Here is a 24,542-nt window from a genome sequence, read left to right on the forward strand (position 1 = left end):
CATCAGTTTTCAATCTTTAATATAGATCACATATAATAATACAATATTATTTTATTGTTCTGACAACCTACATTATGACGACATAAAGGAAACCCAATAATGAAGCTGTCTTACCTTAGCCTACTGACTGCCAGCCTTTTAGCCGCTCCCGCTCTTGCTTCTAATCACGATATTGGTCAACAGTTCAATCTTGACCCTGCAAAAGCGCCTGCACAAAACTTCGATTTATCTAAATGGAAAATTAACCTACCGGAGCTAACGACAGAAGGCTCTAGAAAAGGCAAAACATTGGAGATCGGTAAGCAAGAGTTGTCGAATGTAGACACACCTTACGTTCATCCTAAATGGTTCTACACTGATGCCGAATCTGGCGCGATGGTGTTTGTGGCTCCGAATACAGCACCAACGACACCAAACAGTAAGAATACGCGCAGTGAGCTAAGAGCGATGCTGGCAGACAGCTACTCGGCGCCGAGCAACAACTTCGCGATTTCAAGCCATAAGAACGCGGAAGAGTTTGGCTCTATCGGTGGCCAGATGACGGCAACACTTTCTGTTGATCAGGTGAGTACCAGTGGTAACTACAATAAAACAGGCGCATTTTCAGTCGTCATCGGGCAAATTCACGGCTCGGACAATGAACCTCTTAAAATTGTTTACCGTAAACTACCAGAGCATGAGCATGGTTCATTAACATGGAACTACGAGCTCAACCCGCCGAAAGAATTGAAAAACGCGAAAGATGAAAATGGAAAGAAACTTCGTAAAGACATTCGCCATGATGTATTTGGTCAATACAATCTGAAAAAAGGCAGCTCGGACCCTGCTGATGGCATCAAGCTAGGTGAAGTGTTCTCATACGATGTGAATATCAAAGATAACATCATGCACTTAACCTTTACTAAGAATCCAAACTCAGCCGATCCTATTGTGAAGACGTATGATGTTGATTTGGCCAAGGGTAAGTATCAGGGGCATGATATCGACCTTGGTTATGGACAGGACTGGATGTACTTCAAGGCGGGCGCATACAATCAATGCAACACTAAGAAGTCGAGCTCAGCCTGTGAATGGCGTGGTATGGAAGCGGGTGATTACACTCAAGCGAGCTTCTACCAGTTAGTGCTCAACCAATAATATGGCTGAATCAGTCACCATTTGAACAATATTTAACTGATTAATATCTATTTGAAAAAGACCTTCCACATGAAGGTCTTTTTTTATGGCATCTGGAATAGGGTTGAGGTTTCAATGTGGCGACAAATGCGAGAGTTTCTCAACATTGGAGCCTTAATTGGCAAGGGATCGGTCACTTTTTACCTTTATGTAAAAAGATACGGGAAAAAATAGATTTTTTTTACTTATTCCCTTGAAAACCAGTTTGCAGCCCTTATCTATGGTGCATACGAAAGCAAATTACATTTGCACTTTAATTTTGTGTATTAGGGTTGATTCCCTGATTACCACCCCCACATATGTGGGTATAGCAAAAACTTAATAGAAAATATTTCGGAGATGGCCTGATGGGTAAAATCATTGGTATTGATTTAGGTACTACTAACTCTTGTGTTGCTGTTCTTGACGGCGACAAACCACGCGTAATTGAAAATGCTGAAGGCGAACGCACAACAGCATCAGTAATCGCATACACAGAAGGCGAAACGCTAGTTGGTCAACCTGCAAAACGTCAAGCTGTTACTAACCCTCAAAACACACTGTTCGCTATCAAGCGTCTAATCGGTCGTCGTTTTGAAGATGAAGAAGTTCAACGCGATATCGAAATCATGCCTTTCAACATTGTTAAGGCTGACAACGGTGATGCATGGGTTGAAGCGCAAGGCCAAAAAATGGCTGCTCCTCAAGTATCTGCTGAAGTTCTTAAGAAAATGAAGAAAACAGCTGAAGACTTCCTAGGCGAAGAAGTAACTGGCGCAGTAGTAACTGTTCCTGCTTACTTCAACGATGCTCAACGTCAAGCAACGAAAGATGCTGGCCGTATCGCTGGTCTAGATGTTAAACGTATCATCAACGAACCAACTGCTGCTGCTCTAGCTTACGGCCTAGACAAGCAAGGTGGTGATCGCACTATCGCTGTATACGACCTTGGTGGTGGTACATTCGATATCTCTATCATCGAAATCGATGAAGTAGAAGGCGAGAAGACTTTCGAAGTTCTTTCAACTAACGGTGACACTCACCTTGGTGGTGAAGATTTCGATAACCGCATGATCAACTACCTAGTAGATGAGTTCAAGAAAGAGCAAGGTATCGACCTTAAAGCTGATCCACTAGCAATGCAGCGTGTTAAAGAAGCAGCAGAAAAAGCGAAAATCGAGCTTTCTTCTACTACTCAAACTGACGTAAACCTACCTTACGTTACTGCTGATGCGACTGGTCCTAAGCACATGAACATCAAAGTGACTCGTGCGAAGCTTGAGTCTCTAGTTGAAGACCTAGTTCAACGTTCTCTTGAGCCACTAAAAGTTGCTCTAGCGGATGCTGACCTATCTGTAGGCGAAATCACTGACGTTATCCTAGTTGGTGGTCAAACTCGTATGCCTATGGTTCAAGCTAAAGTAACTGAATTCTTCGGTAAAGAGCCACGTAAAGACGTGAACCCTGACGAAGCTGTTGCAATGGGTGCTGCTGTTCAAGGTGGTGTACTAGCGGGTGACGTTAAAGACGTTCTACTACTAGACGTTACTCCTCTATCTTTCGGTATCGAAACGATGGGCGGCGTGATGACTAAGCTTATCGAGAAAAACACAACTATCCCTACTAAAGCGGATCAAGTGTTCTCTACAGCTGAAGACAACCAAAACGCAGTAACTATCCACGTTCTTCAAGGTGAGCGTAAGCAAGCGACTTACAACAAGTCTCTTGGTCAGTTCAACCTAGAAGGTATCCAACCAGCACCACGTGGCATGCCACAAATCGAAGTAACATTCGACCTAGATGCTGATGGTATCCTGAACGTATCTGCTAAAGATAAAGCAACAGGTAAAGAGCAGAAGATCACTATCCAAGCATCAGGCGGCCTGTCTGAGGAAGAGATCGAAGCAATGGTACAAGAAGCAGAAGCTAACAAAGAAGCGGACAAAAAGTTCGAAGAGCTAGTAACTGCACGTAACCAAGCTGACCAAATGATTCACGGCACTAAGAAGCAAGTAGAAGAAGCTGGTGAAGCTTTACCTGCAGACGAGAAAGCTAAAATCGAAGCGGCTATCACTGCACTAGAAGAAGTTAAGTCTGGTAACGATAAAGAAGCTATCGACGCTAAAGTTCAAGAACTTATGCAAGCAGCTCAAAAGCTAATGGAAATTGCTCAACAGAAAGCTCAAGCTGAACAAGCTGGTGCTGACGCTGGTGAACAACCTAAGCAAGACGACGATGTTGTAGACGCTGAGTTTGAAGAAGTTAAAGAAGACAAAAAATAATTTCGTCGCAGAGTAGCCTGATTTCGTTATCGGAAGTGTCCACCTACTAACGTAGGCTCCGCGCTTCCACTTAGGACTCAAGCTATCTGCTTAGAAATTTGTCTCAAAGACTTATTATTGCGGGCGTCAGAGGTAACTCTCACGCCCGTAAATTTGTATTTAGACTTGTCGATCTAGATAATAGCTTTATTCGGCATTTCAGCCGGCAGAACTTTTATCTAGATTGATACACAGACTACTGAAGTGATCATTCGGTAGTAGCAATTATTTTGGTGACCTAGAACATGTCAAAACGTGATTTTTACGAAGTATTAGGCGTAAGCCGCGATGCATCAGAGCGCGATATTAAAAAAGCGTACAAACGCTTAGCGATGAAATTCCACCCGGACCGTAACCAGGGTGATGAGACCGCAGCAGATAAGTTTAAAGAAGTAAAAGTAGCGTACGAGATCCTAACCGATTCTCAAAAGAAAGCAGCTTACGACCAATACGGTCATGCAGCCTTTGAACAAGGTGGCATGGGCGGCGGCGGTGGTTTCGGCGGCGGTGGCCAAGGTGACTTCGGCGATATCTTCGGTGACGTATTTGGCGACATCTTCGGCGGCGGTCGTCGTGGTGGCGGTCAACAGCGTGCACAACGTGGTTCAGATCTACGTTACAACATGGAACTTTCTCTAGAAGAAGCGGTTCGTGGTGTTTCTAAAGAAATCGAAGTACCAACACTTGTAGAGTGTGATACGTGTGACGGCAGCGGCGCGAAAGCGGGTTCTTCTGCACAAACGTGTGGTACTTGTCATGGCCACGGCCAGGTACAAATGCGCCAAGGTTTCTTTGCGGTTCAACAGACTTGTCCTACTTGTAACGGTAAAGGCAAGATCATCAAAGACCCATGTAACTCATGTCATGGTCAAGGTCGCAAACAGAAGACGAAAACGCTTAACGTTAAGATCCCAGCAGGTGTTGATACTGGTGATCGCATTCGTCTATCTGGCGAAGGCGAAGCAGGGGAGCACGGCGCTCCAGCTGGCGACTTGTACGTACAAGTACACGTAAAAGAGCACAATATCTTTGAGCGTGACGGCAACAACCTTTACTGTGAAGTGCCAGTAAGCTTCTCTATGGCTGCTTTAGGCGGTGAAGTTGAAGTTCCAACACTGGATGGTCGTGTAAACCTTAAAGTGCCAGAAGAAACACAAACGGGCCGTATGTTCCGTATGCGTGGCAAAGGCGTGAAAGGCGTTCGTGGCGGCGGTGTGGGTGATCTAATCGTTAAGCTAGTGGTTGAGACTCCAGTTAAGCTAAGCGCTCGCCAGAAAGAATTACTGCGTGAATTCGAAGAAACCTGTTGTGGTGAAGCGGCAAGCAAGCATAAGCCAAAGTCTGAAGGTTTCTTTAGCGGCGTTAAAAACTTCTTCGATGACCTAACTAAGTAATCAATTTATTGATGTCTTAGGTTATTGATGCCTTGAGTTTTTAATGATTTAAGTTATTGATAAAGTTGGAAAAGCCTGCTCGTTTAGCAGGCTTTTTTGTATCTGTAGATCAGGGGAAAAGAAGCTCGAGAAGAAAGAGTCGAGATTTATCAGATAAATTCTAGAGCCCTTTGGTGGTTGCTCTTGTTACTTCCAACACGTTTCTGGCTCCGAAATGCCCGAGTGGTGCAATTCCAACTTATCGGTATTCGAGTCAAAACATTCATCATTTACTTGCTGCGAAAGCGGTTCCGCTTGAATTGAATAGGTGGTGCTACTCGCAGAGATCGCTAGCGTGTATCGGCTAGTATCGGTATCGCAAAACAAGCATGTCCCTCCTGAAATAATATTCTCCGCTGCCGACGCATAGTTCCCTGTGTATAGAGTTTCTATCTCCAGTTGCATCTTGGTTAAGTCGGCCATCGCTGTAACTCGATGTGCCTTGATAACATGGTTGGTATAACTTGGATACGCAATGGCGCCGAGTATCCCCACGATGGCGACAGCGATCAATAATTCGATCAATGTCATTCCTCTAATGCTTAAGTTGTTGTTGTTGCATATATTTCTTCGAATCATCGCGAGTAGTTTCCTTTCATATCTCTGTCCATTTTTCTCTGGTGGTAGCATCGGTGCAAGATTAAATGCAGTTGCGCATTGAGTTACATAGGAATTTGGGAAATGACTCGCGGGTTTACTTTATTAGAGCTGTTAGTAACGGTATCGGTACTGTCGATACTGATAGCGACGGCTGCCCCGAGTTTTAGTTCGGTTACTGAAACCGTCAAGATGCAGCGACTCGCCGGAGAGTTGAATGGTTTTCTCATTCAGGCCAAGTCTGAATCGGTCAAAAGGAATCAAGATCTGTGGGTACATTTCTCTATGGATAAAAATGAGGTGCAATCAACCGGAGAGTGGACTGTAAGGTTAAAGCCTACTGAAGACCTTTCTGGTGAAACGTTACTGATGTTGTCAGGCGAACCGTTTCGAGATGTCTCGTTTTCCCATAATTACACAGGTGCAAGAATCAGTTTTGAGAGTGTAAGGGGAAGGCCAGCCAGAGGGACGATTTATCTTTCTCCAAACACAGCGTCCACAGACAGATTGTTGGTTAAATTATCCAGCCCTCCTGGGCGAATTAAGGTGTGCGGTGAGTCGAGTGCGCAATATGGCTATGATGCGTGTTAGACCGATTGTGGTAGCGCCTACTAAACAGCAAGGCACATCATTAATTGAGTTAATGGTGGCGTCTGTGATTGGTGTGTTTGCGATTTCGATTATTGGCAGTGTCTTTATAACAGGGCAGAGAATTGCCAAAGACAAAGGCATTGAATTATTGCTGCTACAAAATCTAACCAGCACCATGCAGGTCATGAAAGAGGATATCCAACGAGCGGGTTACGATGGTTCAAACGGTTACTCAATCAAGTTGTCTGGCGCGAGTAACACCATCCAAGTGAGTGGCGGTGTGGCGGTGGGTTTTGTTTACTTCCGAGAGGGCTCAAGCGCAAGTAAAGAACATCGAAATATCGTTTACAGAAAAAATGGAACCAAACTGCAAATATGTGAGAAGGGCACCACTGTATCGGAGGCAATTCCTACATTTCATGAGGTTACTGGATGTTACTCACTGTTCGATGACAACCTCATTGATGTTGATGAGTTCAGCATTAATTCCCAAGTATTGGAGCAGAATTCTATCAAGAGCACGCTCACTGATATCAGTATTACAGCGTCAATCCCAACCGCAGGTGTTTCCAAATCTGTTTCGGTTTCCGTTAAGCAGAGGAACTGGCAATGATGATATTTAAAAAGCAGCGTGGTGTGGTGACGTTATTGATTACGTCAGTGCTTTTAATTGGTGCTTTAGTGGTGACATTAGGCACGTATCGCAGTGTATTCCATCAAATTAAAGTCGCACAGAATGAAGTGCAGGGCAGACAAGAACACTGGCGATCGGAAGGAGGCTTGGAGTGTGGCTTCACTTACATCGCTGAAAATGATCTGACAGCTATTCCCAATGATTTAATGGATTATTGTCAGCAGTCGAAAGTCGTTACGTTGGGATCAGAAGCACTCACGCCAAATATATTGGTGTCGAGTTCTGAGTCTTTATCGCTGAACAAAGAGATTAGTTTTGTAGACGCTTCGGGATTAGGAGTAATGCAAACCAATTCGAGTTTAGAATTTATTTCTGATCACAATATCGATATTAATCCTGATATTGCTCTTACTGCTGTTGATGGTATTAACGAGTGTGTATCGGTTCGATTTTTAGATAGTGTTATCTATAAGCAAAAGGGAGGAGGACGTTTGAAGACCATTACTCCAGAGTCACCTCCTTTTTCTACGTTTGAGTCTTGCCAACAAACCACCAATATTAGCAATGATGCAACCATCGACTCCGTTGGGGCGCTGCCTTCAAACTCTTTTCAATCAGATTTCAAATTCGATCCGGATATCGATACGTTCTCTAATTATTTTGGCGTGCCAAAGACGTCAGAGAACATTGACCAAATTAAGCTTGATTATCATGTTATAGACCTTATTGATCGGACAGTTGTCCCCCCTAAGCATATTGACTTGGTTGATGGTGAATATGAAGGAAATAAGTGTAGCAAAGCCATTAATGATGCCTTTTCAAGTGGGGAGAATAAGGTATGGGTTATAGGTGATTGCGTCGTTTATTCACCTGCGATTAATGTAGTTGAACCTATCCCAGGGGTTATTACGCCTCGCTCTTTAGTGATTCAGGACGGCATCGTTGCGAATGGTAACGCGAGCGTATTTGACGGGGCTTTTTATCATCTAAATGATATGACCGTATTCGATAACACTAACTCTCCCGATACTGATACCGACCTACTGAGTGGTTTGTGGGCTAAAGTTCCAGATACAATTCCTATTACTGATTTAGTACAGAGTAATTCGGTTTATATTGGATTTGCTTCTTTTTTCCCTAAAGGAGGGATGTTCTTTGATTCCGTTGGTGGGTTATCGACAATTCAGGGTTCAATCAATTTGGATTATACCGGTGAATACAACCCTCATAGCACTCCTTTAAAAGCGAAGTGGAAGCGAGGATCATGGAATGATTTCTAAGAACTCAGGTTTTAGCTTGATAGAGGTTCTTATCTCTTTTCTGTTGATTGGCGTTGCCTCACTAGGGCTGGTTAAATTACAGGTCTACGCTGAACAAAAATCGGATTTTGCGCTCCACAGCGTAGAGGCGCTGCATTTTGCTGAAAGGCAGATGGAGTATTATCGAACTCGGGCGTCTAATGCGAGTGGGGCGGTAGGTTTAATTCCTTTTTCAGAACTAAATCAGGCGAGTCATTGTCTCAACACAGCAAGTTCAGATCCTTTATCCGGTTTGTCGGGGTCTGCCTATGCCATGACTTGTGAAGTGACTAATGCAAACGGTGCTCTGTCTAGCGCATTAAAAAGCATTACTGTCACAATTGCATGGCAAGATCGTATGAACCACGCACAAAGTATTTACCTCGAAACTATGCTCTCCAAATACAGTGAATTTGATTGATCTATTAAGCAAACGTTTACTGCATGCCAAGGCCTACGCATCCCCTTTACTGATAGTTTTCACTCCTCGGACATTGTTTACGTGCCAGTTAAAACTCTGTATATGGAATGGTGTTTTTTGTGTTTTTATATTGTTGCTGTTGTACAGTATTTTTGCAAAATATGTCTCCATTTATGGAAAATGATGTGGAACCTTGTGCTTTTTAACAGCGACTTTAATAGAATATGTGCTGTACCAATAGGCCGTGGTCAAAACTTATATTAGGCCTAAACAAAACAACATCACATATGGAGTTACAATGAGTAACCAAGCCGTAAAAAAAGCACCATCGACTGAGAAGATCAGTGGTATGGACCGCTTTCTAAACTTCATTGAACGCGCCGGCAACAAAATTCCAGATCCAGCAATCCTGTTCTTCTGGGCTCTAGTTATTGTATGGGTAGCATCTGCACTTTTATCGAATCTTTCATTCGACTTAATCAACCCTCAAACGGGTGCTGCTCTTGAAGTAAACAACCTACTAACTGGTGAAGCGCTTGCTAGCTTCCTAGCGAATATGGTTACCACATTCACAGGCTTCGCACCTCTAGGCATCGTACTTGTTGCTATGCTAGGTGTTGGCGTTGCAGACTCTTCAGGCTTCATTACGACTGGCCTTAAGAAGATGCTTAACTTCACGCCAGCTAAGCTACTAACGCCGATGCTAATCTTGGTTGCTATCGTGTCTCACACAGCAGCTGATGCAGGTTACGTTCTAGTAATCCCTCTTGGCGGTATCATCTTCCACGCTGCGGGTCGTCACCCTCTAGCGGGTATTGCAGCAGCGTTTGCTGGTGTATCAGGTGGTTTCTCAGCGAACTTTATCCCTTCAGGTATTGATCCGCTACTAGCTGGTTTCACTCAAACAGCGGCAAACGTTCTTGACCCTGCATATGTGATCAACCCTCTAGCGAACATCTTCTTTACTGGTTTGTCTTCAATTCTAATTGTGGCAATTGGTTGGTACGTTACAGAGAAAATTATCGAGCCTCGTCTTGCTAATACGCCTGTAGATGAAGATGCAGAACAAGCACCTGATCTAGGTACGTTCACAGCCATTGAATCTAAAGCATTCAAATTCGCTGGTTGGGCAATGGTTGCCGGTATTGGTCTGCTTATCGCGGCTCTAATGCCTGAAAACTCAGCACTTCGTTCACCTGAAGGCGAATTAACGGCGTTCTCAGCACCAGTAATGAAGTCTATCGTTCCTCTGATCTTCATCCTGTTTATTATTCCGGGTATCGTCTACGGCCGTGTAGCGGGTACATTCAAGAATAGTAATGATGTTATCAAAGCAATGTCTGAGACGATGGCAACGATGGGCGCATACATTGTAATGTCGTTCTTCTGTGCTCAGTTCCTATCTGCATTCGCTCAATCAAACATCGGTACTATGCTGGCACTTTACGGTGCTGAAGGCTTGAAAGCGATGGACCTTCCAGGTGAAGCAACGGTTGTTGGTATGATTCTACTAACGGCTGCAGTTAACCTTCTTGTTGGTTCTGCTTCAGCTAAGTGGGCACTGATTGGTCCTATCCTAGTTCCAATGCTAATGGTTGTGGGTATCTCTCCTGAGCTATCTCAAGCGGCTTACCGTGTAGGTGACTCAGTGTCTAACATCATCTCTCCACTAATGGTGTTCTTCCCACTGGTTGTTGTTTACTGTCAGCGCTACGTTAAGTCGACAGGTATCGGTACTCTAGCTTCTCTAATGATGCCATTCTCGATTGCGATGTTAATCGGTTGGTCTATCTTCTTGCTAGCTTACTGGGCTCTTGGTATCCCACTAGGTATCCAAGCACCTTACACTTACACAATGTAAGATTGAACTAAGCAAAACTAAGCTTTATTCATTGCTAAGCCCGCACCGAAATGTGCGGGCTTTTTTTCGCTATTTTTTCCGTTTTTTATATCCAAGGTTTTTATATCCAAAACTTTCTATATCCAAAACTTTTTATATTCAAAACTTTCTATATCCCAAATAAACGCACTCAGCTTATACTCCGGATTACGGCTAATTGTTGGCCGGTAAATTTAGGAAATCCAAGCCACATGAAAATTCTGCTTTTAGTAGGGTTAATTGTTTTAAATGGTCTGTTTGCCATGTCTGAGATTGCATTGGTAGCAGCAAAAAATAGTCGGCTGAAACGCTTAGCCGAAAAACACCGCTCCGCTCAGGTTGCTCTTGATCTCAAAGAAAACCCAACCCGCTTCCTCTCTACAATCCAAATCGGTATCACGGTAATCGGCCTACTCAGCGGGATTGTGGGTGAGGCGACGCTATCGGCTCCACTAGCCGTTCAACTTGAACTGTGGGGACTAGACCCAACACAAGCGAACATCTTGTCTACTGCGGTTGTGGTGGTAGGTATTACTTATTTCGCTATCGTTGTCGGTGAGTTGGTACCAAAGCGTTTTGCTCAGTCTCAAGCTGAAAACATTGCTGTGTTAGTCGCGCTGCCAATCTTCTGGTTATCTAAAATCGCGACGCCGTTTGTGTTTGCGTTGTCGGCTTCAACGGAAGGTATTCTTAAGTTGATGGGCCGAGGCGGTGAAGAAGATAGCGTTACCGAAGATGATATCCATGCACTTGTGAAAGAGGGCTCAGAATCGGGTGTGATTGAACGCGGCGAACAAGAGATGATTCGTAATATCTTGCAGCTTGATGATCGTCTTGTGAGCTCATTGATGACTCCGCGTCGAGACATCGACTTTCTGGATGTCGACCAACCCGTTGAGCAGATATTAAAGAAACTGCGTTCATCAAAACACAGTGTGTTTCCATTGTGCCAAGATCACCTCAATAAAGTGGTGGGTACAGTGTCAGCCAAAGCCTTGCTGAATCAGGCGGGCAATCTAAGCATTCAAGTGATCATGGGGCTGTCTCGCTCGCCGATCTATGTTCCAGAATCGATGGAAGCTCTGCGTCTACTTGGCTACTTTAAAGAGTCGGGCACCGAGATGGCATTCATTGTCGACGAGTATGGCGATGTTCAAGGTCTTGTGACTCATTACGATATTCTTGAGGCGATTGCTGGCGAGCTATCGAATAATCCGAACGATCTTTGGACCGAGCAAGTGGAAGACGGTTTGTTGGTGGATGGATTGATTCCTATCAGTGAACTGAAAAACCGTTTAGAGCTATCGGATTTTGAGGGCGAAAGCGAGAGCTTCCAAACGCTGAATGGCCTTGTGACATGGTTAATAGGGCGCTTACCGGATGCAGGCGAAGTTGTTCAATACCAGCAGTGGCAGTTTGAAATTATCTCTGTTGAGAACAATCGCATTGTGAGTATCAAAGCGACGCCAATAGCCGATGACATAGAAGACGCTAATAGCTAACAGTTCGACCAACCAGCAAGCGGCAATGGTTCATTGTCTGTTGTTGTCTATTACCTCTTTATTGTTCATTATCTCTAAGATTAGGTATGCTTCACCGCATACCTATTTTCGTTTTTATCCTTTGTTTCTGGAGTTCCCTTTGTCAGACCATCAATTCACCCCTCAAGATGAAATCTTCATGCGACGCGCCATTGAGGTAGCTAAGCAAGCAGAGAGCGAGGGAGAGGTTCCTGTTGGTGCAGTATTAGTAAAAGGTGGGGAGATTATCTCTGAAGGATGGAACCGTTCGATTGGCAGCCACGATGCTACGGCACACGCAGAAATTGAAACCTTGCGTAAAGCCGGTCAAACCTTAGAAAACTATCGGCTACTCGATACCACTTTATACGTTACGCTAGAGCCTTGCCCAATGTGCGCAGGTGCCTTGCTACACAGCCGAGTAAAGCGCATTGTGTTTGGTGCTCCAGACTTAAAAGCAGGCGCTGCAGGTACAGTGTTGAATTTGTTTGAAAGCCAAGCCTCATACCACTATGCCGACGTTGAACATGGTTTGTTAGAGGAAGAGTGCCGTGAGCAATTACAAGCGTTTTTCAAGCGTCGTAGAAAAGAGATAAAAGAGAAGCGAAAGCAAGAACGTCTGTTGGAAGAGCAGCGTTTAGAAGCAGAGATGAAGGCTGGCAATAAGAAATAGCAGCGTACTTTCGGCACTCTCTATCGCAAGAGTGCCAAGCAAACTGACTGAGTAACTACATTTACTCAGCAATCATCTGCATGAAAGCGCGATTGCGCCAAATGATCTTCTTCTTATTATTTGAAAGCATACGCTTACGACGGTTTGCAGCAACGGTCTTATCAAGGCGTTTCGATTTCAGTTTCTTCATCATTTCAATGATTTCCTATTTGTCGTCTGACTTTTTAGTTTGGACTAACGATTTAATTATAGTGTTATTCGTTTGTTTGGCCTGTCGCACGCTTGGCTTAAATAGAAGAGCAGTTCTAGTCTAAAGCCAGCATTGCAGTGCAACAGAGCATAATCTTGATTGTGGTGTGCCGTTATAAGATTCGATTGTTACTGCAATATGACACTCTAGATCTCATCATCATTTTCTTGCCTGCTTCCCTTATCCCTTAGTGACGAAAGAAGAGTCGAAAAAAGACAATAAAAAAGAGCAATGCTAGATGGCATTGCTCTTTTAGTTTCTATTGCGAAGATTCTGAACTGCTTACTGTCGATTCAGCAGCGCTAATGCTTGATTCAGCACTAGAAGTCTCTAAAGGTGGGATGACAATCAAACCCTCAAGACTCTCTTCTTGTTCTTTATTACGCTTATTTACATGGCCGATGATGCTTTGGTAATAACGGCGAATGTTCTCAACGTAATTTCTAGCTTCATCACCACGCGCATAGCCGTAGCGAGTTTGGCTGTAGTACTTCTTCTGTCTTAACAGAGGCAGTCTGTCTTTCACATCGCCCCAAGCATCGGGATCGCCACCTTGTGCCTTCGTGAGGCGACGCGCGTCCATCATGTGCCCGTAACCGACATTGTATGAAGCAAGTGCAAACCAGATCTTTTCGTGTTGAGTGATTGAATCTGGTACTCGGTTCACGATACGACGCAGGTACTCAACACCGCCTTGTACCGACTGGTTCGGGTCGAGACGGTTGGTTACCCCAACACTCTTCGCGGTGGGCAGTGTCAACATCATCATGCCACGAACACCCGTTGGTGAGCGCGCAACAGGGTTCCAGTGTGATTCTTGGTAGGCCAAAGCGGCAATCAAGCGCCAATCAAATTCTTGAGAGTACCTTTGAAATAGCGGCGACCATTTTGGCAACTTGCTGTCCAGTGCGCGGATAAAGGCACGAGTATCAACGTAGTCAAAAGTGCCGATGTGGCCGATGTATTTCTCTTCTAGTGAAGCCAGTTCACCAGACTGTTTTAGGTTACCGAAGAACTCAATCAACAGAGCATAAAGGCTTTCATCTTCAGACTTCTGCAAATACCAAGAGATAGGTTGGTCTTCTGTCAGTTCAAAAGCCAAAGCTACGTCTGGGTATAAACGTTGTGCCAGTGACAGCTCAATTGAGTCCGCAACCGTAAATAAGCGCTCGCCAGTCGATACTTCTTTGAGCAGGTCATTGATATCAGCATTGCCGACCGCATCATAGATAAAGTCATCGTGTGTTTTCTGCAGCTGCTTTAGTGTTGGCTCAAAGTGCGAGTCTTTCACCACAACCAAAGAGGGCGTCAGCGTCTCGCTTGATACCGCAGCTTCTGATTCAGCTTGTGCTTTTACAAACTCAGCCTGACGCTCATTCTCAAAATTGATCAATTGCTCAAGGTTTCTTGGGCGCCATTGGCCCTTTTTGTACACGACCTGTTGGCTTACATAGTAATAAGCAGGTGCGGCGCGATAAGCTCGTGTCAGTTTGTTGTTTTGCGTTAAGCCGGTCGCGATAAGATCGATTTCGCCTTTCTGCAGTGCAGGGAACAAGCCAGACAAACGGTAAGCGGGTTTAACCTCAAGCTTTACACCAAGCTCCTGCGCAAATTCACGAGCTAATTCGTAATCCAAGCCAGCAGGACCATCAGGACCGATGTAATAAGAGAGTTGGTTATTTAGGGTGCCGACACGAAGAACACCGCGATCTCGTATTTGCTCAAGGACACTTTTAGGTTCAGATTCAATCTGGCATCCCGCGAGCCCAACCAGAGCGATAACGAGCAGAATGAATTTAGACGAAAAGATGAGCGTAAATTTAGGCATCAAAATGAAATCTCGAAAAGTGGAAGCCCCTTTATACCAAACCCCGCAAGGCTGGCAAAGCAGGTTTAATTAAACAGTTGTAAAAGTGGTGATAAATGCAGCAAAAGTACCATTTACGCAGAAAGATAAAAAAAATCACGCAAACGGTTGCTTTTGGTGTTACGTCACAAAAAGAAATGCTTTATAATGCGCTCGCATTGAAGAGGTGGGATCGGCATAGGTTTTTAAACCTTCGGGAATAGCTTCGAAGAAAACAGTTAGGTTTTTCCTTTAACCCACTGAATTTATTCCAATACTACCTTAATCAACTGCATAAGAGACGTAAGCACATGAGAATTTTGCGTGGCTCCCCAGCTCTATCTGAGTTTCGTGTTAACAAGCTTTTAGAGCTTTGTCGTGAATTAAGCTTACCTGTAACAGGTATTTACGCTGAGTTTGCCCACTTTGCTGATCTAACGGCAGACCTAGATGAGTCTGAAGTTGAGAAGCTAGAAAAGCTACTGACTTACGGTCCAACGATTGAAGAGCATGAACCTGAAGGTTTACTGCTGCTTGCAACGCCACGCCCAGGCACTATCTCGCCTTGGTCTTCAAAATCAACAGATATCGCACACAACTGCGGACTGGCTAAAGTGTCACGTCTAGAGCGCGGTACTGCTTTCTACATTGAAACCTCTGCTGAACTTTCTGAACTTCAACTTGTTGAGCTGAAAGCAATCCTGCACGACCGTATGATGGAAGTGGTTTTCACTGACTTCGAATCAGCGGCGGCACTATTTACCGTTGCTGAGCCTGCTCCTTATGCGGAAGTTGACCTACTAACTGGTGGACGTAAAGCGCTTGAAAAAGCAAACGTTACCCTAGGTCTTGCACTTGCAGAAGATGAGATTGATTACCTTCTTGAAAGCTTCACTGAGAAGCTAGGTCGTAACCCGACGGACATCGAGCTAATGATGTTTGCACAAGCGAACTCAGAGCACTGTCGTCATAAGATTTTTAACGCTGATTGGACTATCGATGGCGTTAAGCAAGAAAAATCATTGTTCAAGATGATTAAGAACACCTTTGAAACGACACCAGAACATGTTCTGTCTGCTTATAAAGATAACGCAGCGGTAATGACAGGTTCTGAAGTTGGTCGTTTCTTCCCAGATCCAGAAACTCGCCAGTACAGCTACCACCAAGAAAAAACACACATCTTGATGAAAGTTGAAACGCACAACCACCCAACGGCAATCTCACCGTGGCCAGGCGCATCGACAGGTTCAGGCGGTGAAATCCGTGATGAAGGCGCAACCGGTATTGGTGGTAAGCCAAAAGCGGGTCTTGTTGCTTTCTCTGTATCTAACCTTAAGATCCCGAATTTCGTTCAACCTTGGGAAACTGACTTTGGTAAGCCAAGCCGTATCGTTACTGCTCTGGATATCATGCTTGAAGGTCCTCTTGGTGGCGCGGCATTCAACAACGAATTTGGTCGTCCAAACCTACTTGGCTACTTCCGTACTTACGAAGAGAAAGTAAACTCTCACGCAGGTGAAGAAGTGCGTGGTTACCACAAACCAATCATGCTAGCTGGTGGTCTTGGCAACATCCGTGATGAGCACGTTCAGAAGAAAGAGATCCCGGTAGGTGCAAGCCTAATCGTTCTAGGTGGTCCTGCGATGAACATCGGCCTTGGCGGCGGTGCGGCATCTTCAATGGATTCTGGTTCTTCTTCTGAAGATCTTGATTTCGCTTCTGTACAACGTGAAAACCCAGAGATGGAGCGTCGTTGTCAGGAAGTTATCGACCGTTGTTGGCAGCTTGGTGATGCGAACCCAATCGCATTTATCCACGATGTGGGCGCGGGCGGTATCTCGAATGCTCTTCCTGAGCTAGTCGACGATGGCGAGCGTGGCGGTATCTTTAATCTACGTGACGTGCCAAACGATGAGCCGGGCATGAGCCCACTTGAGATCTGGTGTAACGAATCTCAAGAGCGTTATGTAATGGCGGTTGCTGATAAAGACATGGCAACGTTCGATGCGATTTGTAAGCGTGAACGTGCACCGTACGCAGTGGTTGGTAAAGCAACCGAAGAACGTGATCTGAAATTAGAAGATTCACACTTCGACAACACGCCAATCGACATGCCAATGGACATCCTATTAGGTAAAACACCTAAGATGCACCGTGACGCGAAAACGCTAAAAGCTAACAACCCTGCGATTGACCGTTCTGGCATCGAGATGAACGAAGCGGTTGACCGTGTTCTTCGCTTGCCAACAGTCGCTGAGAAAACATTCCTTATCACCATCGGTGACCGCTCGGTAACAGGCCTTGTAGCTCGTGACCAAATGGTTGGTCCATGGCAGGTTCCTGTTGCTAACTGCGCAGTAACAGCGGCAAGCTACGACTCTTACCACGGTGAGGCTATGTCTCTTGGTGAGCGTACGCCAGTGGCACTTCTAGACTTCGGCGCATCGGCTCGTCTAGCGGTTGGTGAAGCAATTACTAACATCGCAGCGACCAACATCGGCGATATCAAACACATTAAACTGTCGGCTAACTGGATGTCTCCAGCAGGTCACCCAGGTGAAGATGCAGGTCTTTACGAAGCGGTTAAAGCGGTTGGTGAAGAACTATGTCCAGCTCTGGGTCTAACTATCCCAGTGGGTAAAGACTCAATGTCGATGAAGACTAAGTGGGAAGAGAATGGCGAGCAGAAAGAAGTAACGTCTCCGCTATCTCTTGTTATCACTGCGTTTGCACGTGTTGAAGATGTTCGTAAGACGATTACTCCTCAGCTTCGCACTGACAAAGGTAATACAAGCCTAGTTCTTATCGACCTAGGTAACGGCAAAAACCGTATGGGTGCAACAGCACTTGCACAGGTTTACAAGCAGCTTGGTGACAAGCCAGCAGACGTAGACAACGCAGCGCAACTAAAAGGTTTCTACGAAGGCGTTCAAGCACTTGTAGCGAACGACCAAGTTGTCGCTTACCACGATAAAGGCGATGGTGGTCTATTCGTAACGCTAGCAGAAATGGCATTCGCAGGTCACTGTGGTGTTAATGCAAACATTGAAGCGTTAGGTGAAGACACGCTAGCAGCACTGTTCAACGAAGAGCTAGGTGCAGTAATCCAAGTCCGTAACGACGACCTAGACGCAGTACTTTCTACTCTTGCAGCTAACGGTCTAGAAGCATGTTCTCATGTGATTGGCAGCGTTGTTGGTGAAGGGGAAGCATCAGATGAACTAGTGATTAAGTCTGGCGAGTCTGTAGTGATTGAACGTAACCGTACTGAACTACGTACTATCTGGGCTGAGACAACGCACAAGATGCAAGGTCTGCGTGATAACCCAGTATGTGCTGACCAAGAACATGAAGCGAAGAAAGACAACTCGGACCCAGGTCTGAACGTGAAACTGAGCTTTGACGTAGACGAAGACATCGCAGCACCGTTCATCAACACAGGTGCTAAGCCTAAGATGGCGATTCTACGTGAGCAGGGTGTTAACTCTCACGTTGAAATGGCAGCAGCATTCGACCGTGCAGGCTTCGAAGCAACTGATATTCACATGAGCGACATCCTAACAGGTCAAGCGGTACTAGAAGAATACAACGGCCTTGTGGCATGTGGTGGCTTCTCTTACGGTGATGTACTAGGTGCTGGTGAAGGTTGGGCGAAGTCGGTTTTGTTTAATGACTCTACTCGTGACCAGTTTGAAAACTTCTTCAAGCGTGAAGATACCTTCTCTCTAGGTGTGTGTAACGGTTGTCAGATGCTGTCGAATCTACGTGAACTTATCCCTGGTGCAGAGTACTGGCCACGTTTCGTTCGCAACGAATCTGAGCGCTTTGAAGCACGTTTCAGCCTAGTAGAAGTTCAGAAGTCAGATTCTGTATTCTTCAACGGCATGGAAGGTTCTCGTATGCCAATCGCTGTTTCTCACGGTGAAGGCCGCGTAGAAGTACGTGATAACGACCACCTAAACGCGATTGAAAACTCAGGTACGGTTGCTCTACGTTACGTTGATAACAACGGTAACCAAACGCAGCAATACCCGAATAACCCGAATGGTTCGCCAAACGCTATCACAGGTTTAACAACGACTGACGGCCGCGTGACAATTATGATGCCTCACCCAGAGCGTGTATTCCGTACGGTTGCAAACTCTTGGTCTCCGGAAGGTTGGGGCGAGAATGGCGCTTGGATGCGTATGTTCCAAAACGCACGTAAGAACGTGGGTTAATTGAAAACGATTTAAACAGTGTTATCGGGACAATAACCACAAGCGCAGATCGAAAGGTCTGCGCTTTTTTTGGTGGTGAGTGTGGTGTAGGGATCACCGTATAGTGGATGTGTGTATAACAAACTTTTGGACAGAAATGAGTTTTGGAAAATCAAACATTAGCAAATGACTAATAACTTCAGGTATGACAAATAACTAAACCTGATAGAAAAACTGCCACCAAAGAGCAAAAGACAAGACCTGACCCTATTGTTTTTTGTACGCAAAAAAACAGCAGTCAGTGATAGGGTTTAATCGCCAAATAAATTCTACGCAAACTACCATTTTCATGCCGGGCTAAATGACATGGTTCAGCATGCACTCCCAAGGGCCTCAAAGGGAAGATTGAGCACCTTCTGCCCATTTGGTCAGCTTTAAATCGTCCAAAATAAGCAGCACGCAAGGCACAACAATTGACGCTAGTAACGTAGCCGAGACTAAGCCAAACGCAATACTGGCAATTAACGGGATCAGAAATTGCGCTTGCGTACTGGTTTTGGTTAACAGTGGAAGCAATCCTGCAAATGTGGTTAACGAGGTGATAAATATCGCTCTAAATCGGTCACGTACCGCCTCTCGACAAGCGTCTATCAAGCGCTCGCCTTGGGCGATATTCTTCTTAATAAAATTGACCAACAGAATGTTATCGTTAACGACGATACCCGCTAAGGTAGCAAAGCCAACCAAGCTTGGAATAGTCAAATCGAACCCCATGCCCAAGTGCCCCCATACCACACCAATCCAGCCCATAGGGATTGCCAGCAGCACAGCAATCGGTTGAGTGTAGCTTTGTAACAGGAACACTAAAATAAGATAAATCCCCACCACGCCAAGAGCAAAGAAGGTCGCCAGCGAGGAGCCCGTATCTGAGCTTTCTTTATCCTGACCTTGCGAGGTGAAGGTGATGTCTGGGAATTTGTGTTGAGTTTGCGAGACAAATTCGCTATTGAACTGCAGCATGATTTCACGCGCATTGGCAACCCGCGTATCGATATTGCCTTGCACAACCACAGTGTTCATCCCATTAATGCGGTGAATTCGCGAGAAGGCTTGTTTTCTGTCAAACGTCGCAACACTTGATAATGGAACTAGGGTTCCATTGCCTGCCGTCACCATCAAGTTATTCAACTCATACAGGCTAGCTTGGTGCGTAAACTCATCCAGTCTCACACTAATATCCACCAGCTCGCCTTGTTGGAAAACCGTCAGATCAGTACTGCCTTTTACCGCGCTGCGCAGCGTTTGAGCAATGTTGGAAGCATTAACTCCCATCACGCCAGCTTCATCTTTAAGGTTAACGTGAAATTCGGTTCTGCCCTCACGCAGATCGGTGGAGAGGTTATAGACACCGTCAAATCCCTTCAACCATTTCACCAGCGAGCGGCTGACTTGATTGAGCTCTTGTAACGACTCACCCTGAACCCGAATATCAATGCCATTGCCAGCAATGCCCCGTTCTTTATCGGTAAACTTGAGTGAAACCACATCCGCCGTAGGGCCTACTTTTTGTTTCCAATCTTGGATCAGATCTTTAATGCTCTGCTGCCTAAATTGCGCTGGCAATAGATCGGCACTGACGGTTGCCATATGCGGCCCCGACTCATTAGCATCAGCATTTGAGTTGAACATGATCGTGGTGCTCGCGACCAAAGGTTTTGAGCTTGGGTATTTCTCTGCGTATTCTTGGTTGAGTTCATCAAGCGCGTTTGAAACCTTCTCCACCACCGCCTCTGTCTGGCTCAGTAAACTGCCTTGAGGGAGCAAGATACGCGCCTGCAGCACATCACTTTCCAAGGCAGGCATGGCTTTGAATTTCAGCCAACCTGACGAAATGGAAGCGGTTGAAATCATCACCACCATCACCAATATCCCTACTGAAAGATAAGGTGCATTCATCGCCTTGACACTCACTGGCACAAAGAATCTGTCTCTGATGTTTTCAAAACCGGCAATGAACTTGTCCCGTATAGGATTAGAGCGAGATTCAGTATGGCTATGTGCCAAATGAGACGGCAAGATCAAGAAAGCTTCTATCAGACTAACAAGCAAGGTAATCAATAACACGATGGGAATATAGCGTAGTACTTCGCCCATCTTGCCTGTGAGAAACATCAGCGGCCCTATCACCATGATGGTGGTAGCAAACGATGCAATCACACCTGGGAAGACTTGTTTGGTACCTTCAACTGCAGCGTCAAACGCGGGTAGCCCTTGTTGCCTCTTGGCAGCGATGTTTTCTGCAATGATCAACGAGTCGTCCATTAGCAGACCAATCGCGACAATCAGCCCGACCAGCGTCATCATATTCAGGGTATAACCGAGAAGTTGTATCGCAAAAATGGCGCCAAGGAATGAAACCGGCAGCCCCATGGTGACCCAAAAGCTAAAGCGAATATTAAAAAACGCCCACAACATCAAAAATGCCAGTGCTAATCCCTGTGCGCCATTGCTGGTGAGGATTCTCAGACGCTCAATAATATTGGTGCTGGAATCTTGGGTGATGGTTAAAGCGACGCCTTCAGGGGCTCTCGCCTGTTCTTTTTCAACGATGCTGACGATCGCATCTTTGACCGTTAAGGTATCTTGAAATTGCGTTTTGGACACCTGAAGCAAAGCGGCACGCTGACCATTGAACAGGATTTGATTTTCATCGCTAGTGAACTTCTGCTGAATAACGGCAACATCACCGAGGCGAACCTGAGTCCCCGTCTCACTGGATTTAATCACGATATTTTCGAAGTCTCTGACGTTGCTGCCTAAGTGGTCGAAGCGGACGCTGATCTCTTCCAAGTCATTACTAAATACGCCAGCAGGAGTGCTGATACTTTGCTGTTGTACTAGATTGGACAAGTCGGACACACTCAGGCCGTACTGCTGCAACTTCCACTGCGATACGCGAATTTCTATTTCTTGATCCGCAAAACCGCTCACGGTCACCTGAGCGATCAATGGGCTCTCTTTTAACTTGTGCTTAATTTGTTGGGCATAGAGATATAAGTCCCTATCTGACATATTGCCGGTAATCGCGACACTGGCCACCGTTGCCACTCGGTCCAGTTTCGACACCGTGATCTGCTCAACTCGATCCGGAAAATCACTGATGGCGTTAACCTGCTGTTGAATATCGCTGGTTAAAGTGTCAATGTCTTCATCATCGCCGATTTCCACATTGGCGATGACCAAACTCTCTCGGGCATCACAGCTTAACTCTTTAATTCCACTCAGCTTATCGAGAGAATCTTCCAACGGGTAACACACTTCTTCCATCATCTCAAAAGGTGACGCGCCCGGATAAACGATCCGAACCTCAATATTTTTGGTCGGCGTCAACGGAAAAGTGTCTTTCTGCAGTTTGGGCAAGGCAAAAGCCCCTAACAGCAGTACCGCCATCATCAGGACATTGGCGCCAGTGGTGTGCCGAGCAAAAAAAGCGATCATAATTTGCCCTCTTTCTGAATCGCGTTTAGGGCTTTAAATCCGCTCTGCGTATCCAACCAAAGGCCGATTTTTTCATCCGGTTGCGGTTGTAAAGCCATCCCCTCAACGGCGGGTGAAAGTTTACTTAGCACAACCACATCACCGAATTCCACGCCAGATTTGATCACCGCAACCTGCCCTTGGACGAAATCTATCCTGACAGGTTTGCTTTTCAGTTTACCTTCAGAGACAGTGTAAACTTTACCATCATGGATGGCGTTTATCGGTAGCAAGACTTGTTGCTCCATCATTGGTGCTTTAATCGTGACTTTAACGAAAGTCCCACGAATAAGTGGTGGCTTCTCCCCGGGAATGGCTTGCTGATAGGGCTGATTTACTTGTGCAACCAGGCTTTGGCTTTGAGTCTGAGCATCGATTTCACCGCCGGAGCGGCTGATCTCGGCAGGCCAAGTAATTACTTTATCGCCTGCTTGGAGCTCGACTGTCGCGCTCAAGTTGCTATGAACATCTTCGTCAAGCGAGTCAAAGCGATTGGAATTTCTTAGCGGACGCATTTTACCAAGCGGAAACTGCGCGCGAACCTCAACGGCATCGATGTCATCCGCTTTGAGCAGCAATTCCCCCTTGTTGACATACTCGGCGAGTCCAACCAAGGTTTCGACAATGCGAATATCAAATGGGGCTTTAATTACGGTTTGTTCGAGATCTCGGTTTGCAAGTGCTAGTTCCGTTTGCAAAACCTTTTGCTGCGCTTGATTAATTGCCAGTTGGTTTTTCTGTGTCTGGAGCTGTTGCTGGCTGCTGAGCAAGTCTTTGGTCGCGCGGTCTTTCTCTGTTTTGGAGATATGCCCGGTTTCACTCAATTTGATTGAGCGGGCATATTCTGACTGTTGTACCTCAAACTCTTTCTCTGCAATCTTGAGCGAATCGATAATGGTCTGATTCGTTAGCATTAGCACTTCAAGCTCAGCTTGCAAACGGGCAATAGTAAGTTGATAAGCGGTGGGGTCAATTCTAAGGAGTTCGCTGTCTTTGCGGATAATAGCGCCCGTTTTGTATTGCTCAGAAACCCACACAACCGCGCCGTCAAGTTCAGACTGTGCCTGCCAGTCTTGAACAGACTCGGTATGTCCATATCCGATGGCAGAAGGTTGGATATTTCGCGGCTCGACTTTCAACACCCGAACCACCTTTTTAGCAGCCGTATTACTCGCATTAGGCGGTTCAGCCTTCATCCCTGGTGCGATCACCAATAACGCGATGCCCAACAAAACAGGAGGAACAAACAGAGCCCTTTGTAACCAGCTATACCTAGTCATAGCGATTCCCTTACTATATATTAGCTTTTCCTTAAGCAAAGGTAGCACACCAACATAAGCGGATTTGCTTCCTTGATCTCAAAATAAGTCAGGCCTCACAAATGGAGGCCTGATTGAATTGAGCTACTGATTGTTTTTGCCTTTGCCCATGGTATTTTTGGGGTTCACCATGCCTTGATGAGCATTAAACTCTTGTTGAGAGATAGCGCGATCCGCGTTGCTATCTAACGAAGCAAAACTGTGGCTTTGATTGATATTTTTCAACGTACGTCCCTCTTCTGCTCGCTGGGCAATACGTTCTGAGCGTGCTTGATTGAACTCGGCTTCGGTTATCTTGCCATCACCATCGAGATCAAACTGTGAAAATACTGGGCGTGACATATTGTTATTCATGCCTTTATTCATTCCACCAGCAATTGCTCCGAAGGCAATAACGATACCGAGTAACGCGATTATCGTGCTTTTGATTTTCATGACGTTTTCCTTCTCTTTGTTTCACTACTTAAGAATATACTAATGTAAGTAAGATAACGTCATGTGATGTAAAGGTATGTAAAGATGGCTAAGTAGATATCGATTTATGTTCTTATCGGTTTGTAAGCGCAGCGCAACAGAAATTATGAAACTTTTGCCGCTAGTACTCTGGTAAGAGTACAGGCATAGCTATGTCCAAATGGTTTTCAAATTATCCCAAACTTTCAGCCACCGAAACCGAAAAGCCAATGATATAAAATCCCTAGTTTCGAAAAATATGGCGATTTTTAGACATTCAGAGTGTTTTCGAACTTTTGCCCAGCAGTTTGCCTTGCAAATATCCAACAGACAAGGGATTACTTTTAGTAGGGTAAATACATGTTAACATTCTGTTAACTCTGACTGGTAATGGGGCAATAATGATTCCCAGAACA

General features: G+C 45.4%; 16 protein-coding genes and 1 pseudogene. 11 read left to right on the forward strand and 6 right to left on the reverse strand.

Annotated features, from left to right (window positions below):
* Nucleotides 1–99 precede the first annotated feature (99 nt).
* From AB6E54_RS08635 to dnaJ, 3 genes are all read left to right on the forward strand, one after another.
* Nucleotides 100–1,137, forward strand: a complete 1,038-nt coding sequence (locus AB6E54_RS08635) for a polysaccharide lyase family 7 protein (protein ID WP_372135091.1) — start codon at nt 100–102, stop codon at nt 1,135–1,137.
* A 386-nt stretch (nt 1,138–1,523) separates the two neighbouring features.
* On the forward strand, nt 1,524–3,437 hold the full coding sequence (dnaK, locus tag AB6E54_RS08640) for a molecular chaperone DnaK (protein WP_017067645.1): 1,914 nt from the start codon (nt 1,524–1,526) through the stop codon (nt 3,435–3,437).
* A 284-nt stretch (nt 3,438–3,721) separates the two neighbouring features.
* Complete coding sequence (gene dnaJ / locus AB6E54_RS08645) at nt 3,722–4,870, forward strand: molecular chaperone DnaJ (protein WP_102428275.1); 1,149 nt, start codon at nt 3,722–3,724, stop codon at nt 4,868–4,870.
* Nucleotides 4,871–5,056: 186 nt separating this feature from the next.
* On the opposite strand, the gene AB6E54_RS08650 is transcribed toward dnaJ, so the two are convergent.
* A complete protein-coding gene (locus AB6E54_RS08650) occupies nt 5,057–5,488 on the reverse strand; it encodes a type IV pilin protein (RefSeq protein WP_102320238.1) in 432 nt (143 codons plus the stop codon).
* 102 nt (nt 5,489–5,590) lie between these two features.
* On the opposite strand from AB6E54_RS08650, the gene AB6E54_RS08655 reads away from it, so the two are divergent.
* From AB6E54_RS08655 to tadA, 7 genes and pseudogenes are all read left to right on the forward strand, one after another.
* A complete protein-coding gene (locus AB6E54_RS08655; protein WP_102333756.1) occupies nt 5,591–6,097 on the forward strand; it encodes a GspH/FimT family pseudopilin in 507 nt (168 codons plus the stop codon).
* Nucleotides 6,078–6,710: a PilW family protein gene (locus AB6E54_RS08660; protein WP_102333757.1), complete on the forward strand. Its 633-nt coding sequence runs from the start codon at nt 6,078–6,080 to the stop codon at nt 6,708–6,710. The genes AB6E54_RS08655 and AB6E54_RS08660 overlap by 20 nt, the downstream gene beginning before the upstream one ends.
* Nucleotides 6,707–8,011, forward strand: a complete 1,305-nt coding sequence (locus AB6E54_RS08665; protein ID WP_017062784.1) for a hypothetical protein — start codon at nt 6,707–6,709, stop codon at nt 8,009–8,011. The genes AB6E54_RS08660 and AB6E54_RS08665 overlap by 4 nt, the downstream gene beginning before the upstream one ends.
* Complete coding sequence (locus tag AB6E54_RS08670) at nt 8,001–8,450, forward strand: prepilin-type N-terminal cleavage/methylation domain-containing protein (RefSeq protein ID WP_017062783.1); 450 nt, start codon at nt 8,001–8,003, stop codon at nt 8,448–8,450. The genes AB6E54_RS08665 and AB6E54_RS08670 overlap by 11 nt, the downstream gene beginning before the upstream one ends.
* 298 nt (nt 8,451–8,748) lie before the next feature.
* A complete protein-coding gene (locus AB6E54_RS08675) occupies nt 8,749–10,311 on the forward strand; it encodes an AbgT family transporter (protein WP_017059875.1) in 1,563 nt (520 codons plus the stop codon).
* A gap of 230 nt (nt 10,312–10,541) precedes the next feature.
* A complete protein-coding gene (locus tag AB6E54_RS08680; protein WP_372105920.1) occupies nt 10,542–11,831 on the forward strand; it encodes a hemolysin family protein in 1,290 nt (429 codons plus the stop codon).
* Between the two features lie 86 nt (nt 11,832–11,917).
* Nucleotides 11,918–12,522 (forward strand): annotated as a pseudogene (tadA, locus tag AB6E54_RS08685) (tRNA adenosine(34) deaminase TadA).
* A 61-nt stretch (nt 12,523–12,583) separates the two neighbouring features.
* On the opposite strand, the gene AB6E54_RS08690 reads toward tadA, so the two are convergent.
* A complete protein-coding gene (locus tag AB6E54_RS08690) occupies nt 12,584–12,715 on the reverse strand; it encodes a hypothetical protein (protein ID WP_017059878.1) in 132 nt (43 codons plus the stop codon).
* 316 nt (nt 12,716–13,031) lie between these two features.
* Nucleotides 13,032–14,600, reverse strand: a complete 1,569-nt coding sequence (gene mltF / locus AB6E54_RS08695; RefSeq protein ID WP_372105918.1) for a membrane-bound lytic murein transglycosylase MltF — start codon at nt 14,598–14,600, stop codon at nt 13,032–13,034.
* Between the two features lie 329 nt (nt 14,601–14,929).
* On the opposite strand from mltF, the gene purL reads away from it, so the two are divergent.
* On the forward strand, nt 14,930–18,838 hold the full coding sequence (purL, locus tag AB6E54_RS08700; RefSeq protein WP_372105916.1) for a phosphoribosylformylglycinamidine synthase: 3,909 nt from the start codon (nt 14,930–14,932) through the stop codon (nt 18,836–18,838).
* 372 nt (nt 18,839–19,210) lie between these two features.
* On the opposite strand, the gene AB6E54_RS08705 is transcribed toward purL, so the two are convergent.
* The 3 genes from AB6E54_RS08705 to AB6E54_RS08715 all read right to left on the reverse strand — a co-directional run bounded on the left by AB6E54_RS08705 (nt 19,211) and on the right by AB6E54_RS08715 (nt 24,108).
* The gene (locus AB6E54_RS08705) at nt 19,211–22,315 is read right to left on the reverse strand and encodes an efflux RND transporter permease subunit (RefSeq protein ID WP_372168853.1); all 3,105 of its coding nucleotides are present in this window, start codon (nt 22,313–22,315) and stop codon (nt 19,211–19,213) included.
* On the reverse strand, nt 22,312–23,634 hold the full coding sequence (locus tag AB6E54_RS08710) for an efflux RND transporter periplasmic adaptor subunit (protein WP_032545691.1): 1,323 nt from the start codon (nt 23,632–23,634) through the stop codon (nt 22,312–22,314). Before AB6E54_RS08710 ends, AB6E54_RS08705 begins: the two co-directional genes overlap by 4 nt.
* A 123-nt stretch (nt 23,635–23,757) precedes the next feature.
* The gene (locus tag AB6E54_RS08715) at nt 23,758–24,108 is read right to left on the reverse strand and encodes an EF-hand domain-containing protein (RefSeq protein WP_372105913.1); all 351 of its coding nucleotides are present in this window, start codon (nt 24,106–24,108) and stop codon (nt 23,758–23,760) included.
* Nucleotides 24,109–24,542 lie beyond the last annotated feature (434 nt).

Source organism: Vibrio sp. 10N.247.311.49 (genome assembly GCF_041467655.1).
In the GTDB taxonomy this organism is placed as follows: domain Bacteria; phylum Pseudomonadota; class Gammaproteobacteria; order Enterobacterales; family Vibrionaceae; genus Vibrio; species Vibrio crassostreae_C.

Excerpts from the sequence above, each read along its gene's own strand:
- AB6E54_RS08635 (WP_372135091.1), top strand. The coding sequence starts at position 100 with ATGAAGCTGTCTTACCTTAGCCTACTGACTGCCAGCCTTTTAGCCGCT.
- dnaK (WP_017067645.1), top strand. The coding sequence starts at position 1,524 with ATGGGTAAAATCATTGGTATTGATTTAGGTACTACTAACTCTTGTGTT.
- dnaJ (WP_102428275.1), top strand. The coding sequence starts at position 3,722 with ATGTCAAAACGTGATTTTTACGAAGTATTAGGCGTAAGCCGCGATGCA.
- AB6E54_RS08650 (WP_102320238.1), bottom strand. The coding sequence starts at position 5,488 with ATGATTCGAAGAAATATATGCAACAACAACAACTTAAGCATTAGAGGA.
- AB6E54_RS08655 (WP_102333756.1), top strand. The coding sequence starts at position 5,591 with ATGACTCGCGGGTTTACTTTATTAGAGCTGTTAGTAACGGTATCGGTA.
- AB6E54_RS08660 (WP_102333757.1), top strand. The coding sequence starts at position 6,078 with ATGGCTATGATGCGTGTTAGACCGATTGTGGTAGCGCCTACTAAACAG.
- AB6E54_RS08665 (WP_017062784.1), top strand. The coding sequence starts at position 6,707 with ATGATGATATTTAAAAAGCAGCGTGGTGTGGTGACGTTATTGATTACG.
- AB6E54_RS08670 (WP_017062783.1), top strand. The coding sequence starts at position 8,001 with ATGATTTCTAAGAACTCAGGTTTTAGCTTGATAGAGGTTCTTATCTCT.
- AB6E54_RS08675 (WP_017059875.1), top strand. The coding sequence starts at position 8,749 with ATGAGTAACCAAGCCGTAAAAAAAGCACCATCGACTGAGAAGATCAGT.
- AB6E54_RS08680 (WP_372105920.1), top strand. The coding sequence starts at position 10,542 with ATGAAAATTCTGCTTTTAGTAGGGTTAATTGTTTTAAATGGTCTGTTT.
- AB6E54_RS08690 (WP_017059878.1), bottom strand. The coding sequence starts at position 12,715 with ATGATGAAGAAACTGAAATCGAAACGCCTTGATAAGACCGTTGCTGCA.
- mltF (WP_372105918.1), bottom strand. The coding sequence starts at position 14,600 with ATGCCTAAATTTACGCTCATCTTTTCGTCTAAATTCATTCTGCTCGTT.
- purL (WP_372105916.1), top strand. The coding sequence starts at position 14,930 with ATGAGAATTTTGCGTGGCTCCCCAGCTCTATCTGAGTTTCGTGTTAAC.
- AB6E54_RS08705 (WP_372168853.1), bottom strand. The coding sequence starts at position 22,315 with ATGATCGCTTTTTTTGCTCGGCACACCACTGGCGCCAATGTCCTGATG.
- AB6E54_RS08710 (WP_032545691.1), bottom strand. The coding sequence starts at position 23,634 with ATGACTAGGTATAGCTGGTTACAAAGGGCTCTGTTTGTTCCTCCTGTT.
- AB6E54_RS08715 (WP_372105913.1), bottom strand. The coding sequence starts at position 24,108 with ATGAAAATCAAAAGCACGATAATCGCGTTACTCGGTATCGTTATTGCC.